Consider the following 15571-nt stretch of genomic DNA (forward strand, 5'->3'; position numbering starts at 1 on the left):
CGAATAAACTTCTTGGAAAAGAAGCCGGTATATTCCGGCCTCTTCTCTAAAGAAGCGTTCTATCGAAAATTATAGGTTTTTAATTAGTTCATCAGCGAATTCCGAACATTTCACTTCAGTAGCACCGTCCATTAGGCGGGCAAAGTCATAAGTTACAACTTTAGAAGCAATTGTTTTTTCTACCGAAGCTGTAATGCTCGCAGCAGCTTCCGTCCATCCAAGATGTTCAAGTAATAGCACACCTGAAAGAAGAACAGAAGAAGGGTTCACTTTATCAAGTCCTGCATATTTCGGAGCAGTACCGTGAGTTGCTTCAAAAATAGCATGTCCAGTTTCGTAGTTGATGTTCGCTCCAGGAGCAATCCCAATTCCGCCAACTTGAGCAGCAAGCGCGTCAGAAATGTAGTCTCCGTTTAGATTCATTGTAGCGACTACATCAAATTCTTTCGGACGAGTTAGAATTTGTTGTAAGAAAATATCAGCGATCGAATCTTTTACGATGATCTTACCTTCTGCTTCAGCAGCAGCTTGCGCTTTATTTGCCGCATCTGTTCCTTCAGCTTCTTTAATGCGATCATATTGATTCCAAGTGAATACTTTATCACCGAATTCTTGTTCAGCTATTTCATAACCCCAATTTTTAAATGCACCTTCTGTGAACTTCATAATATTCCCTTTATGTACTAAAGTTAATGAAGAACGGCCTTCTTTAATTGCGTAGTTAAGAGCCGCACGTACAAGACGTTTTGTTCCTTCTTCAGAAACTGGTTTAATTCCAATACCTGACGTTTCAGGGAAACGAATTTTGTTTACACCCATTTCATTTTGAAGGAAGTCAATTAGTTTTTTAACTTCATCAGATCCTTTTGCATATTCAATCCCCGCATAGATGTCTTCTGTGTTCTCACGGAAAATGACCATGTCCGTATCTTCTGGACGTTTAACAGGTGAAGGAACACCATCGAAATAACGAACTGGACGAAGGCATACGAAAAGATCAAGCTCTTGACGCAAAGCAACGTTCAATGAACGAATTCCACCACCGATTGGCGTAGTAAGCGGTCCTTTAATCGCAATCAAATACTCGCGAATTACATTCAGTGTTTCTTCTGGAAGCCATTCTCCTGTTTGATCAAATGCTTTTTGTCCAGCCAATACTTCTTGCCAAACAATTTTTTTCTCGCCGTTGTAAGTTTTTTCAACAGCCGCGTCTAATACACGAGATGCTGCTGCCCAGATATCTGGACCGATTCCGTCCCCTTCAATAAAAGGTACAATTGGGTTGTTTGGTACACTTAGTACACCATTTGTTACTGCGATTTTTTCACCTTGTGTCATGTCTAATTACCTCCGATTCAATATCAAAGATTAGCAGGGCCATATTGATTGCCTCTAACCTTTATTCCTACCATTTATTAATTTACTACAAATTCACATAATAATAAAAAAATACTACCTTATCTTTTTTCAATTGGCACATATTTTTGCATACCAGGTCCCGTATAGTCTGCACGAGGGCGGATTAGACGGTTGTTAGAGTATTGCTCGAGAATATGAGCGATCCAGCCAGAAGTACGGCTGACTGCAAATATTGGTGTAAATAAATCATGATCAATGCCAAGACTATGATATACAGAAGCTGAGTAGAAATCTACGTTTGGCGGCAGATTTTTTTGAGTTGTGACCAGTTCTTCAATCTTAATGGACATCTCATAATACTCCGGCTGTCCGGTAATCTCCGTTAATTTCTTAGACATCTCGCGCAAATGCTTAGCACGCGGATCACCTTTACGGTATACGCGGTGACCAAAGCCCATGATTTTCTCTTTATTATCTAATTTAGCTGTGATATATGACACTGCATGATCAACAGAGCCAATTTCAGTCAGCATTTTCATAACTTGCTCGTTTGCTCCGCCATGAAGCGGTCCTTTAAGCGCACCGATTGCAGCAGTTACGCCAGAATAGATGTCAGATAACGTAGCTACGCATACACGGGCAGTGAATGTAGATGCGTTTAATTCATGATCTGCATGAAGTACAAGTGCTTTATTGAATGCTTCCACTTCAATTGCGGAAGGTTCTTTTCCACTTAGCATGTATAAGAAGTTGGCTGCAAAGCTTAAATCTGTGCGCGGTGCAACTGGTTCTAGTCCTTTACGTACACGTGCGAATGCTGTTACAACTGTTGGAATTTGTGCTTGAATACGGATGGCCTTACGGTAGTTCGCTTCATCACTCATTACGTCTGATTCATCATCATATAGACCTAATAATGATATGGCCGTACGAAGCGCTCCCATTGGATGAACTTTATCGATTGGATATGTTTTAAAATGATTGAGAACTTCAGCTGGGATAGCCGCGTTATCTGCCAACTGTTTTGTAAGTTCTGCTAATTGGTTTGTTGTGGGGAGACTTCCGTGCCAAAGTAAGTAAATAACTTCCTCAAATGTCGCATTCTTAGCTAGATCATCGATGTCGTATCCTGCATACGTTAACGTATCATCTATAATCGAGCTGATCTTTGAAGTCGTTGCTACGATGCCCTCTAGACCTTTTGTTGCTGTCATACAAAACCTCTCCTTTTCTTAAATATCCCCTTTGACTGCATGAAATATAGCGCTTCCAATAAAAATTGAGCTTAACCTAGCCAATATGTATTTTAGAGAGTAAGAGCTTTTAAATGATAGATACCATTATAAACTATCATTAATAAACAATGAAATGAATACTTTCAACCCCCCCTAAAATAATACAATAAAGCTCTCAATTAAGCGATCGCCCAGTTAATTGCAAACTAAAAATTGATAAAGTAGATAGAATACATAATAACATTCCATCTATTCCTGAAACTCTATCAGAGAGCAATTATAGTATTATTATAAACAATTTTCAGATTTTTGGGAATGGAAAGTACTTAAATTGTGAAAAAAATATTATTTTATTAGAAAAATACAAGGTTTGCAGAAATTATTTCACCCATATAAAAGACACCCCTAAGAAAAGGAGAGACGCAAGCAATGACTTAATACAGAATAAGGAAATTTAGAGAGTCAACCCAATTGCTGCATCTCCTCTGAGCTTATTTAATAAATTGGACGAGCTGCATGCACAAATAGGCAATCCCCGCTCCAATCAGCGGTCCTACTGCGACACCTTTGAATAAAGCAACTGCTAGTATTGTTCCGAAAACAAGGGCAACGGTAATATGTGGATCATTGGCCAATAGAACGACACCGTTCTTTGCAATGAGAGCGACCGCTATTCCTGACGCAAGGGCAATCCAAGCATAAGGAGATTTCAAAGCATCCAGTAGCTCCTTAAACCCGATTGATCCGTTTGCAATCGGAACTAAAACGGCAATCGTGATCACCGTGACACCAAGATTTATTCCTTTTGCAGAAAGATAGGGAAATATCTTTGTATCCAATCCCGTCATTTTCAGGACTAGTAAAAATCCTGCCGCGACCATCAGCGATGAGTTTTTAGCAAGCAGGCCAATTCCTAATAAAAGTAGTAAAAATATGATTGCTCCATTCATGGTTGTCCTCCTAATATGCACTTTATTTAATATCTCAGCATAACAAAATACTAAGGAATATTCCTACAAATCTGTGACTTTTTCATTTTTCTGAATTATTCACAACTTTAACTTTCTTTTCCATCTTTCAAAATGTACAATTATAGTATATGGAACTTTTAGCAGCGAGAACGCACTTCCTATTTACCCGAAATAATCATGTTTTGACGGAAGGTGAGGCTTTTGAATCCGGTTTATCTACAACGGTTTATCCGCTTCTGTGTTGTAATAGGAGCAACAATGCTTGGCGGTTTCGTTTTGTTCTATTTATCAAAATATACATACCCTTTTATTATCGCAATGATTTTTGCCTTTTTTATGAATCCCCTTGTAAGCTTCTTTGAACAAAAGGCGAAAATACCAAGAGGTATCGCTGTTTTTCTCTCTCTACTGCTCATTCTTTCCGTCTTTGCAGGTTTCATTACATTATTAATTGCTGAAATCGCTTCAGGTGCAAACTATCTAGCTAAAGTCGTTCCAGGCCATTTAGAAACGGTCATCCAATTTATCGAGGAATTTATCGCCGGTCAGCTTCTTCCCTTATACAATCAAAGCGCCACGTTATTTAATAATCTCGATGGACAACAACAAGATACGATTCTTTCCAACATTCGCAACCTTGGTGATAATCTAGCTACATCGGTAGGTAGTTTTATTCAAAAATCCCTCTTAAACATCCCAGCATTCATTGCCTGGTTTCCCAACGCAGCCACTGTCTTAGTTTTTTCTTTGTTGGCAACCTTTTTCATCAGTAAAGATTGGAAAAAGCTTGCTCATTTTAGTAGCAAAGTACTTCCACCTAGAATTTTGCTCGGAACAGGCAAAGTAACCAATGATTTGAAAGGGGCATTATTTGGTTTTATTAAAGCACAGTTCACTCTTATTTCATTAACGACTGTCACGATATTGATTGGCTTGCTTATTTTGAAAGTCGAATATAGCATCACGATTGCCTTAGTTTCCGGTTTAATTGATATCATTCCCTACTTAGGGACAGGGACCGTCTTTATTCCATGGATTGCGTACGAAGTGATTATCGGAAATTATCACCTGGCAATTGGACTTATCGTCGTGTATGTCATCGTAGTTGTCCAACGTCAATTAGTTGAGCCGAAAGTTCTGTCATCCAGTATCGGCATTGATCCACTTGCCACACTCGTCGCTTTATTCGTAGGATATAAATTAATTGGCTTTCTCGGACTGATTGCAGGTCCCGTTGTTCTTGTGATTATCAACACTCTCCATCGTGCCAATGTATTTAAAGAAATTTGGCGTTTCGTTGTTGGGAATGATCGACCAAGAATTCGGTGAAAATGGACATGAAAAGAGGCTGATCAATTCAGCCTCTTTTTCTCTATTGCTTTTCGTTCTTATGACTGCCGTTTGGCATATTCAATTTCATGTATCGAAGATTTTATTCTGGCTTAACTAATCCCCACTGATGGAAGTTTCACTTTATCTAATAATCGTCACTTTTCCTCGGTTCATACGGTGCATTCGGTTTCTAATATATCTAAAAATACCAGGTTTAATAAGTGAACGTGTGAATGGTAACACTAACAATAGACCGATCAAGTCAGATACAAGGCCTGGTAGCAGTAAAAAGAGACCGCCTAGTAAAATACATATTCCGTCTACAATTTCAAATCCGGGAACTTCACCATATTTCATTTGTTCCTGAGCTTTTTTCAATGTTTCGATCCCCTGTTTTTTTGCCAATAAAACACCGACAATTCCAGTGCCTATCACCAAAACAAGCGTTCCGCCAACACCTATTATTTTTCCAGCCATTAAAAGGACGACAATTTCAACAACGGTAAGTGCAAGTAAACTAGATATTATATACTTCAAATAACATTCCTCCAGCACAGTCCATTTTTGGTGTCTGTAGGTTTATTATACTGTAAATGAGATGAAATATTAACTATAACTACTCACAGATGTCTCAAGTAAAGGATCAGACCCCGCAACAACTAAATACAGTATGGGACAAGTGTAAGAAACACTACATTCTGATTCAGAGTACGAGGTCAGCACCTAGACCCTCATTCATCAACTAGAAATCGTTGTAGAAACAGGCTCACCATCTTCTCGTACACGAAGCAACAAGATACCCCCTATGACAAATAAGATAATCAGACTGAAGACGCCACTATTTGTATTGCCAGTAATTTGAGCGGTCGCCCCAACTAACACTGGGCCTATTATGGCTGCGAATTTACCGAAGATATTATAAAAACCAAAAAATTCATTGGAAGATTCTTTTGGAATTAGCTTAGCAAAATAAGATCGGCTCAAGGCTTGCACGCCGCCTTGTGATGTCCCGACAAGCATCGCAAGAATCCAAAAATCGAGTGCGGTCTCTAAGAAATAGGCGTAAATACAGATGAAGATATAAACTAGAATTCCAACTGCAATCATTCTTTTTTCATTAAATCGACCAGACAGCTTTCCAAACAGCATCGAAAAAGGAGCCGCAATGATTTGAGTAACGAATAAGACAATTAAAAGTGTCGTAGCATCGAGCCCTAAATCAGACCCATATGCTGTAGACATCGTAATAATCGTATGCACGCCATCAATGTAAAAGAAATAAGCCAAAAGGAAGAGAAATAAGGCACGATACGCTTTGATATTTTTCAAAGTGAGGAACAGTTTTTTAAAGCTCGTTGCGACAGGATGTCGTACACGGTCCACATAATATTTCTGTTCCACGTTTTTCAGCATTGGAATGGTGAATAGCCCCCACCATAAAGCTGTAATAACAAAGGCAATCTGGCTAGCTACCGTCACAGAAATCGGCATGATTTCTTGTTGGGCTAAAATAATGAAAGCGATGCTGATAACGAATGGAATTGTACTGCCAATATACCCTAATGCATATCCATTCGCAGAGACTCGATGCATTCTTTCTTTGTCTGTAACATCGACAAGAAAAGCATCATAAAAGATATTCGCTCCCGCAAAGCCGATGGACGTCAATATAAAACATCCCAATAAAATAAGCCATTGATTATTTGGAACGACGGATAACATCAATGTGAAAATTACACCTAATGATGCGAAAAAAGTAAAGAAACGTTTTTTAAAGCCTTTAAAGTCGGCGATCGTTCCGAGTAACGGTGCCAAAATCGAGACTAAAAGTGTAGCAATTGAATTAGCATATCCCCAATAGGCAGTCGATGAAGATGCCGCAATACCAGCTTCACTCGCAGATGCTTTAAAATACAAGGGAAAGATCGCTGTGACGACAACAATCGAATACGCCGAATTTGCCCAATCATACAAGGCCCAACTTCTTTCGGGTGTGGACATTTTCCCCATACATATACCTCCTATTTACTGACTACGCTATAGTAATTGTTAGGACTTGCTGATCATCTAAAGCGGATAAGCAATCCAATGGAGAACAATCACGCTCTTAGTCACAGCCACGATAAAATGGATTCCTCCAATGTAAATCTTCTTCCTTCTATTATAATTGTACTATTCAGAAAAATAATTATCAGACTTTTAATCATTTATTTACAATTAATTATGATTCATTTACAAACGGAAGTTTTTTTGTAAATCACCTAATAAAAATGCCTATTTTTACCTAAATAACCTTTAAATTATGATAAGCTACAATTAGAGGTGAGATCAATGAACGCTAAGCCAATCTATGTTGAAATTGATATCGATTCAGAGATGGACAAGCTATGGGAGGCAACACAAACGCCAAGCCTTCACGAGCAATGGGATCTTCGATTTTCTTCCATTACCTATTTACCAAGTGAAGAAAATGAGCCGCAGAAGTTTTCCTATAAAACAAAAATCGTGCCTGGATGGAGTATTGAAGGCTGGGGCACGACTGTAGGATCACATTCTGGGAAGGACGGGTCAAGAACATCATCATTACACTTTGGAACAGATGATTCAATTTCCATCATTAAAGAAGGCAAAGGCTATTGGCAGTATAAGCAAAAAAAAGATTCCATTACTTTCTTAACTCAGTATACATATAATGTGAATTTTGGTCGTATTGGTCATGTCTTCGATCGTTTTCTATTTCGGCCACTGATTGGCTGGGCGACTGCACTTAGCTTTGACGTGCTGAAAAGATGGCTTGAAAAAGGGGAAACACCGACGACACAATATATTCGTTTTTTTAGCAGTTGGTTGATTTGCTTTCTTTTCTTTATCGTCTGGACGTATCATGGACTGATTCCGAAATTACTCTACAAACATCCAGAGGAATTATCGATGATTCAAAAAGGACTGCCATTCATTACAAATCAAGCAGAGTGGACAGTCATCTTCATTGGAATTTTTGAAGTACTCTTTGGTTTCATTTGGCTGTTTTATCAAAACAAACGCAAGCTTTTTGGTCTACAAATCATCATTTTTCCATTGCTTACTTTCGGAGCAATATTGGCTGAGCGAGATTATTTAATTCACCCTTTTAATCCACTCACCTTCAATTTGAGTTTACTCACGCTTTCCATTATTGGATTTCTACTAAGAAAAGATATCCCTTCTGCTACAAGTTGTAAGCGACAAAGAGAAAGAGATTAGGAGATTAGCATGTCTATATATAAAAAAGTACTTGGAAATGAATTTAATGCACTCCATCCTATGCTGCAAAAGCGGTATGATATTTCTGCAAAAAAATCGTTTCAAGCATACGGTGTAATGAAAACGATAAAAGGTGGACCAAAATGGCTTTACCCTTTTTTCTTGTTGGGGATAAAATGGAAGCTATTATTCCCAGAGCACGGTCAAAGCATTCCTTTTTCAATTGTGAATACGGCTCAAATTGGAAAAAATGGTGAAGAACAAATTCATTGGGAACGTATTTTTTATTTTGAAGGGAAGAAACGATTTTTCAATGCACTCATGAGTTTGGATCATGAACGACTTGTTATTAAGGATTATTTAGGGGAGCCTAGCCGTGTTTACTCGGATCTTTCGTTTCATGTTTCACAAAATGGAGAAGTACGAATTGAATCACAAGATCAACGTCTTGTTTTGGAATCGCTAGAAATCCCTGTGCCAAGGTTTTTACAAGGGCTAGCAACCGTAACGGAGGCATATATAGAAGAGCGGAAAGTCTTTTCGATAAAAGTTACGGTGCGTAATCCGTTAATCGGCCGGCTTTTCGCGTATGAAGGAGAATTTACACCAATTGAACATTCTTAAAACCTTACTGCCGATTACTCTATTCTTACTTGTCCTTATTTTCAGTAAAGGTCCATGGCATGTATTATTGTTAACCGTAGCACAAATTGTCTATGTGCCCCTTACTTTAAAGCTAATCATGATTAAAGGAGATTGGTTTTCGAAATTTTATCCCTATATTTCAATCCCTGCTTATCTGTCCATTGCCCTCATCCAACTCATAACAAATACCGAATGGGACGTTTTGTTTGCAGCGATTTACTTATTGTTTATCTTTGTTGTTGCTTTATATGGTTTAGGTCGTTTCTTAATGAATGGCTTTACGCATATAGAGGAATTTTCGATTAATATGGCAATGATTTATTTAGCAATGGGCGGCTCTTGGTTTTTTGCTTCTACAGCCAATATCGACACTGGATTTACGCCCATGCTAACATGGCTAACGGCGATTCACTTTCATTATTCCGCCTTTTTACTGCCGGTTTTTGTCGGTTTTCTAGGGAGAGTCTATAAACCGCGTTCATATAGTCTGATTGTAAGCCTCATCCTCCTTGCTCCTATGATTGTGGCTCTTGGTATTACTTTCTCAACAGTGATTGAACTTCTATCGGTTATCGCGTATATGATCGGAATTTATGGGCTGATTCACGTATCCTGCCGAGCACCATTTTCAAGATCATTACAGAAGGGGCTCGTCTGCTTATCTTTTGCGGCTTTAGGCATAACGATATTATTTTCCTTATTGTATGCTTCAGGAAATCTATTTGGCTCTCATTCTATCAGCATCGACTTCATGCTCCGTTTTCACGGTATTGTTAATGCTATTGTATTTGCTTTAACAGGCATTGTCGGCTGGTCACTTTCCATTCCTTCAGCAAAGATAATAAAATGGACATTTCCAATCAGTAAGATCAGGGGAAAGCGTGTAATTGGCGAAAGCATCCTTGCTGAAATCGTGAAAAACAACCAATATCAGGGGTTAGTTAATGATATGAGTTTGTACGAACCAGACATCAACCGTCAAACATTAGCACCTAGAATCGTTGATTTTTATGAAAACACGAATGATTACAGATTATTTGCTAAAGTTAAATGGCAAGCATGGTTTAAGCCGTTTGCCATTATCTATCGATTAATAAGTAGATCTGTTAAACAAATCGATCTGCCTCTTTCAAGTCGGCAAATCGAAATGACAGGTGAAATCCAAGCGATTAGCGAAGACAAGGATGGACGCACTAATACGAGAGCCTGGGTTCGGAAAATCAATGGAGAGGTCGTCTTTGTCGCTCTTTATTCATCCCATGAAAAGGACAATAGAACCTACATGAATATTTCCCTGCCACTACCATGGTCGGCAATGATCGGCATTCTTGAGCTAAACCAAATTGGTAACGAATTGCAGCTATCAAGTAAAAAAGTTCAGACACCAAATGCTGATTCTGGCATCTATGTAGCCATCAAACATTGGCTAGTAAAACTGCCAATTGAAGAACAATTTCATGTTAAAGAAACTATAGACGGCATCCTTGTCGCCAATCATATCATGTGGATTTTTTCCATCCCTTTTTTAAAAATTGAGTACCACATTTACCATAGGTAAACGTTTATAAGTAGTTGCAGCATTCAGTGAAAAGACAAACTAAAGGGCCAGCTCTCACAGAATGTGAGGGCTGACCCTTTAGTTTGTCTTTTTAGTACGAATTAAAGTACGCTTGCTTGACCTTCATAAACAACGCCGCGGCTAGCATCAACTGTTACGTGTTGACCATCCTTAAAGATCGATGTTGCGTTATCCGCTCCTACAATCACAGGAATTCCTAAATTCACACCTACAACTGCTGCGTGGCTAGTTAATCCGCCTTCTTCTGTAATAAGAGCTGAACATTTTTCAATAGCAGGCATCATATCTCGATCAGATCCAATTGTTACGAGAACAGATCCTTCTGTTACTTTTTCAAGTGCTTCTGCTGCCGTTTTTGCAACGACTACGTTCCCATTTGAAGTTTTGCGGCCAATCCCTTGAGCTTTAAGAAGAACTTCGCCCAAAACATGAACCTTCATCAAATTCGTAGTCCCTGCTTCACCAACTGCACCTGCAGTAATTACAACAAGATCGCCATGTTGAACTAGTCCAGAATTTAAGCTTACTTCAACAGCATTTTCAAGCATATCATCCGTTGTTTCACATTGTTTTCCGACTTGTGGGTAAACACCCCAAACAAGTGCTAATTTACGTGATACATGCTCATCGAATGTAACAGCAATAATCGGTGCTTTTGGACGATATTTAGAAATCATACGTGCTGTATGACCGCTTTCTGTTGGTGCAATGATTGCGCCAGCATCCATATTCAGTGCTGTATGAGCTACTGATCGGCCAATAGCATCTGTAACTGTACGTTTACTGTCTTTACTTCTTTGCGATAAAATATCTTGGTAGTTAAGAGCAGTTTCAGCACGTGAAGCAATATTATGCATCGTTTGAACAGCTTCAACTGGGTAAGTTCCTGCTGCCGTTTCACCAGAAAGCATGATAGCATCTGTACCATCGAAAATCGCATTGGCCACGTCACTTGCTTCTGCACGTGTCGGACGTGGGTTACGTTGCATAGAATCAAGCATTTGCGTTGCCGTAATAACCGGTTTTCCAACCATATTACATTTTTTAATTAATTGCTTTTGAACGAGTGGCACTTCTTCCGCAGGGATTTCAACACCTAAATCTCCCCTTGCAACCATTAAACCATCAGAAACTTCTAAGATTTCATCGATATTATCGACGCCTTCTTGGTTTTCAATTTTAGGAATGATTTGAATCGAACAATCTTTATTTTTTTGTAGCAATTCACGAATTCCCAGTACATCTGATGCTCGGCGAACAAATGAAGCCGCAATGAAATCAACATCTTGTTCAACTCCGAAAAGAATGTCACTTTCATCTTTCTCAGTCATTCCTGGAAGATTTACGGATACGCCTGGTACGTTTACGCCTTTTTTATTTTTCAGCGTTCCTGTGTTCAAAATTTTTGTATGTAGTTCCTTATTCGTATGATCAATTTCCGTTACTTCAAGACCAATTAAACCATCATCCAATAGAATTTTTGAACCGGCTTCAACGTCGTTAATTAAGCCTTCATATGAAATGGAGAACTTTTCTTCTGTACCTAAAACTTCTGTCATAGATACGATAATGTTTGAACCAGCTTTTAATTCAAGCGCGCCGTTTTCCATACTATGCGTACGGATTTCAGGTCCTTTTGTATCTAATAAAATCGCTACAGGTTTTCCTGTTGTTTTAACCGCTTCACGAATGTTTTTAATTCGAGCTCCGTGTTCCTCGTGATCTCCATGGGAAAAATTCAGACGAGCCACGTTCATACCAGCTTCAATCAACTGGGTTAATTTTTCTACACTTTCACTTGCTGGACCGATCGTACATACTATTTTGGTTTTACGCATGTTGATTCTACCCCTCCTGTTATTAACTAAAAATTAAATCGATAATTCTTCTGAAAGTTTATACATCTTTTGATCAATTTTATGATTTTTAACTAACGTTTCATTGATATCATAATTGACCAATTGATTCGCAACGATTCCTACTGCTCGACCGCCTTGACCATCCATCAAAAGTTCCACAGCAAGTGCTCCTAATCTACTTGCTAACACACGGTCATTTGCTGTTGGTGAACCTCCACGTTGAACATGGCCTAATACGGTTAACCGAGTATCAAAACTCGTGATTCTTTCAATTTCTCTGGCAATATCTACAGCACTTCCTACACCTTCAGCAACAATGATAATACTATGCTTTTTACCACGTTCTTGTCCACGCTTTAATTTTGCGGTTAATTCATCTATGTCATGCTGGTGCTCTGGACATAGAATGGTTTCTGCACCACCGGCAAGACCTGCCCATAAGGCAATATCTCCAGCGTTTCTACCCATTACTTCGACTACATATGTTCTTTCATGGGAAGTTGCCGTATCACGAATTTTATCAATCGCATCAATGACTGTATTCAGTGCTGTATCAAAACCAATTGTGAAATCTGTACCAGGAATATCATTATCAATCGTACCCGGTACACCTACACAAGGATAGCCTCGTTTTGTCAAAGCCTGTGCACCTTGATACGAACCATCACCACCAATGACAACAAGACCCTCGATGCCATGCTTCTTCAATTGTTCAATCCCTTTTAACTGGCCTTCTTCTGTTTTAAATTCCAGACAGCGAGCTGTACGTAGCATTGTTCCGCCACGATGGATGATATCGCCAACAGAGCCAATTTCCATCTTGCGAATATCTCCTTCAATTAACCCTTGATAGCCTCGAGAAATCCCATACACTTCAATATTATGATATATCGCTTTCCGAACAACTGCACGAATTGCTGCATTCATTCCTGGAGCGTCTCCACCACTTGTAAGTACACCAATTTTCTTCAAATTCTATCACCTCTTTAACATGTCTCATTTACTAATTTGAATAGAATTTGTTACCTATTCATTATTAGTAGCTCAATAATTCAAGACTACATGATTTCGCTTATAAATTGAAGTAAAAGATACCCCAACAATCCATTTTAGAATAGTTATCTTCGTTCGTAAACTATTTTTGTGCCATTCTTCATTATTTCCTAATTAATTAAAAATAATAAGCACTTTCATCATATACCACATTTAAAAGAACGAAATTTTCATAATATTCTATGTCGCTTCAAAGAATTACTGCAGAAACTTTCTATGAAATCAGCAAAATAAAACTCGCCTGTTTTATTCGGCGAGTTTTCAATCGATCCATCATCAATCGAAAAAGCAATACAAGAAAATTATGAACTTCTCCAGGTTTAACTAACCATCAGTGAAAAATCCACTGATGAAAGTTTCACTTATCTAGACTTAATTTGATCAAGATTTCGTTCTTCTTCTATTTCGTATTGCCCAATTTTTTTATATTTCATGTATCTTTGATCAACGATTTCACCTGTTGAAAGCGGCAATAATTCATTTAATGAACGTTTCAAGCTATCTTTAATGGCTGTTGCTTGATCTTTTAAATCATTTTTATGAGCGCCGCCCTTAGCTTCTGGGATAATCTCATCAACAATGCCAAGACTGAATAAGTCTGGTGCAGTAATTTTCATCGTTTCAGCCGCTCGCTTTGCTTGTGAGGCGTCTTTCCAGAGCAATGCTGCTGCCCCTTCAGGTGAGATAACGGAATACGTTGAATTCTCAAGCATAAGAATTCGATCGCCTACACCAAGTGCAAGTGCGCCGCCGCTTCCACCTTCTCCTATAACAATACAAATAATTGGCACTTTCAAGCCAGCCATTTCGAAAATATTTTTCGCAATCGCTTCGCTCTGCCCACGTTCTTCCGCAGCTTTTCCGGGAAAGGCACCTTTTGTATCAATAAAACAAATGACAGGACGGTGAAACTTCTCAGCCTGTTTCATTAGTCTCAATGCCTTACGATAGCCTTCAGGATGAGGCATACCAAAATTCCTTCTGATATTTTCTTTCGTATCCTTACCACGTTGATGGCCAATAACTGTTACAGGAATTCCTTCGAATGTGGCAATCCCACCAACGATTGCTTCATCATCACCATAATAACGATCTCCATGCAACTCTAGAAAGTCACTGAATACTTGTGGAATATAATCCAATGTAGTTGGTCGGCCAGGATGTCTTGCTACTTGAACTCTGTCCCAAGGCTTCATATTTTTATAAATATCGTCTTGTAGGCTTTCCAAACGTTTCTCGAGTTTTTGAATTTCAGCTGTTAAATCAACATCTGCCGTTTCTGTTAACTCTTTAAGCTCATCAATTTTTTTTCGAAGATCCGTAACTGGGCGCTCAAATTCTAAATCACCTATCATACCCATTCACCACCTGGAACATGGATTTTCAATATATTCACTAGTTTTTCTTTTAATTCAGTCCGAGAAATAACGGCATCTAATTGACCATGCTTCATCAAAAATTCTGATGTTTGAAAATCCTCAGGTAGCTCTTCATGGATCGTTTGTTCAATAATTCGACGACCAGCAAAGCCAATCAACGCTCCAGGTTCTGCCAGATTTATGTCTCCTAACGAGGCAAAACTCGCAGAAACACCACCGGTTGTCGGATGCGTCATAATTGATACGATTAGTCCGCCATCCTCACTGAACATTTTTAAAGCAGCACTCGTTTTCGCCATTTGCATAAGACTTAGGATGCCTTCTTGCATACGTGCGCCTCCTGATGCCGTGAAAATAATGAAGGGAATGTGTAATTCGCCTGCTTTTTCAATCGCTCTTGTTATTTTCTCGCCAACAACTGAACCCATGCTGCCCATACGGAAATGTGAATCCATGATGGCAACTGCCACATCATAGCCTTCAATTTTCCCTGTACCTGTGACAACCGCTTCATTCATATTTGTTTTTCGTTTATCTTTTTCTACTTTCTCCAAATAATCTGGAAAGTCGAGCGGATTAACTGACAGCATATTTCGGTCTAATTCAGTAAAGCTGCCAGCTTCAAATAAACTTTCGATTCGTTCATATGCAGTCATTTGGTGATGATACCCGCAATGAATACAGACTTTATTATTTTTTTGAAGCTCTTTTGTGTACATAATTTTTTTACATCCGGAACATTTGGTCATTAACCCTTCCGGTACATCTTGTTGATCACGATCAGACGGTATCGTGGCATATTTCTTCTTTTTAGTTTTCGTAAAAAGATCTTTAAGCAAGATGAATCCTCCCTTACCGGCAATTCTCTGCCCCTTATGCATGTCCTCTACTTTAGCAGAGGCTGAATGAAAATCTT

At 38.8% G+C, this 15571-nt stretch carries 13 protein-coding genes; 4 read left to right on the plus strand and 9 right to left on the minus strand.

Going from position 1 to position 15571, the window contains the following annotated elements:
* Positions 1–69: 69 nt before the first annotated feature.
* From icd to AC1MGI_RS20260, 3 genes are all read right to left on the minus strand, one after another.
* Positions 70–1338, minus strand: coding sequence for an NADP-dependent isocitrate dehydrogenase (gene icd, locus AC1MGI_RS20250; protein ID WP_480347381.1), 1269 nt, complete (start codon positions 1336–1338; stop codon positions 70–72).
* A 119-nt stretch (positions 1339–1457) separates the two neighbouring features.
* Positions 1458–2573 (minus strand): citrate synthase, encoded by a 1116-nt coding sequence (gene citZ / locus AC1MGI_RS20255; protein ID WP_480347383.1) that lies wholly within the window; start codon positions 2571–2573, stop codon positions 1458–1460.
* A 512-nt stretch (positions 2574–3085) separates the two neighbouring features.
* Complete coding sequence (locus tag AC1MGI_RS20260; protein WP_480347385.1) at positions 3086–3544, minus strand: DUF441 domain-containing protein; 459 nt, start codon at positions 3542–3544, stop codon at positions 3086–3088.
* 222 nt (positions 3545–3766) lie between these two features.
* Here AC1MGI_RS20260 and ytvI point away from each other — a divergent pair, with 222 nt between their 5' ends.
* A complete protein-coding gene (gene ytvI, locus AC1MGI_RS20265) occupies positions 3767–4894 on the plus strand; it encodes a sporulation integral membrane protein YtvI (RefSeq protein WP_480347387.1) in 1128 nt (375 codons plus the stop codon).
* A 144-nt stretch (positions 4895–5038) separates the two neighbouring features.
* On the opposite strand, the gene AC1MGI_RS20270 is transcribed toward ytvI, so the two are convergent.
* Both AC1MGI_RS20270 and AC1MGI_RS20275 read right to left on the minus strand, forming a co-directional pair.
* Positions 5039–5434, minus strand: a complete 396-nt coding sequence (locus AC1MGI_RS20270) for an FxsA family protein (protein WP_480347389.1) — start codon at positions 5432–5434, stop codon at positions 5039–5041.
* Positions 5435–5635: 201 nt separating this feature from the next.
* Positions 5636–6907, minus strand: coding sequence for an MFS transporter (locus AC1MGI_RS20275; RefSeq protein WP_480347390.1), 1272 nt, complete (start codon positions 6905–6907; stop codon positions 5636–5638).
* Between the two features lie 321 nt (positions 6908–7228).
* Between AC1MGI_RS20275 and AC1MGI_RS20280 the strand changes: the two genes are divergently transcribed.
* From AC1MGI_RS20280 to AC1MGI_RS20290, 3 genes are read left to right on the plus strand one after another with little or no spacing between them, the layout of a single operon-like run.
* Positions 7229–8140, plus strand: coding sequence for a DoxX-like family protein (locus AC1MGI_RS20280; protein ID WP_480347391.1), 912 nt, complete (start codon positions 7229–7231; stop codon positions 8138–8140).
* Between the two features lie 9 nt (positions 8141–8149).
* The gene (locus tag AC1MGI_RS20285; RefSeq protein WP_480347393.1) at positions 8150–8764 is read left to right on the plus strand and encodes a DUF4166 domain-containing protein; all 615 of its coding nucleotides are present in this window, start codon (positions 8150–8152) and stop codon (positions 8762–8764) included.
* Positions 8751–10343: a YndJ family protein gene (locus tag AC1MGI_RS20290; RefSeq protein WP_480347395.1), complete on the plus strand. Its 1593-nt coding sequence runs from the start codon at positions 8751–8753 to the stop codon at positions 10341–10343. The genes AC1MGI_RS20285 and AC1MGI_RS20290 overlap by 14 nt, the downstream gene beginning before the upstream one ends.
* Before the next feature lie 101 nt (positions 10344–10444).
* Here AC1MGI_RS20290 and pyk read toward each other — a convergent pair whose 3' ends face one another.
* The 4 genes from pyk to accD form a co-directional block, all read right to left on the minus strand.
* Positions 10445–12202: a pyruvate kinase gene (gene pyk / locus AC1MGI_RS20295; RefSeq protein ID WP_480347397.1), complete on the minus strand. Its 1758-nt coding sequence runs from the start codon at positions 12200–12202 to the stop codon at positions 10445–10447.
* Between the two features lie 33 nt (positions 12203–12235).
* The gene (pfkA, locus tag AC1MGI_RS20300) at positions 12236–13195 is read right to left on the minus strand and encodes a 6-phosphofructokinase (protein WP_480347398.1); all 960 of its coding nucleotides are present in this window, start codon (positions 13193–13195) and stop codon (positions 12236–12238) included.
* A gap of 443 nt (positions 13196–13638) precedes the next feature.
* The gene (accA, locus tag AC1MGI_RS20305; RefSeq protein ID WP_480347400.1) at positions 13639–14631 is read right to left on the minus strand and encodes an acetyl-CoA carboxylase carboxyl transferase subunit alpha; all 993 of its coding nucleotides are present in this window, start codon (positions 14629–14631) and stop codon (positions 13639–13641) included.
* Positions 14628–15494 (minus strand): acetyl-CoA carboxylase, carboxyltransferase subunit beta, encoded by an 867-nt coding sequence (gene accD / locus AC1MGI_RS20310; protein WP_480347402.1) that lies wholly within the window; start codon positions 15492–15494, stop codon positions 14628–14630. Before accD ends, accA begins: the two co-directional genes overlap by 4 nt.
* Positions 15495–15571 lie beyond the last annotated feature (77 nt).

It is taken from the genome of Peribacillus sp. BM1 (assembly GCF_056679975.1).

Coding starts and splice junctions, on each gene's coding strand:
- icd (WP_480347381.1), bottom strand. CDS start 1,338: ATGACACAAGGTGAAAAAATCGCAGTAACAAATGGTGTACTAAGTGTA.
- citZ (WP_480347383.1), bottom strand. CDS start 2,573: ATGACAGCAACAAAAGGTCTAGAGGGCATCGTAGCAACGACTTCAAAG.
- AC1MGI_RS20260 (WP_480347385.1), bottom strand. CDS start 3,544: ATGAATGGAGCAATCATATTTTTACTACTTTTATTAGGAATTGGCCTG.
- AC1MGI_RS20275 (WP_480347390.1), bottom strand. CDS start 6,907: ATGGGGAAAATGTCCACACCCGAAAGAAGTTGGGCCTTGTATGATTGG.
- AC1MGI_RS20280 (WP_480347391.1), top strand. CDS start 7,229: ATGAACGCTAAGCCAATCTATGTTGAAATTGATATCGATTCAGAGATG.
- AC1MGI_RS20285 (WP_480347393.1), top strand. CDS start 8,150: ATGTCTATATATAAAAAAGTACTTGGAAATGAATTTAATGCACTCCAT.
- pyk (WP_480347397.1), bottom strand. CDS start 12,202: ATGCGTAAAACCAAAATAGTATGTACGATCGGTCCAGCAAGTGAAAGT.
- accA (WP_480347400.1), bottom strand. CDS start 14,631: ATGATAGGTGATTTAGAATTTGAGCGCCCAGTTACGGATCTTCGAAAA.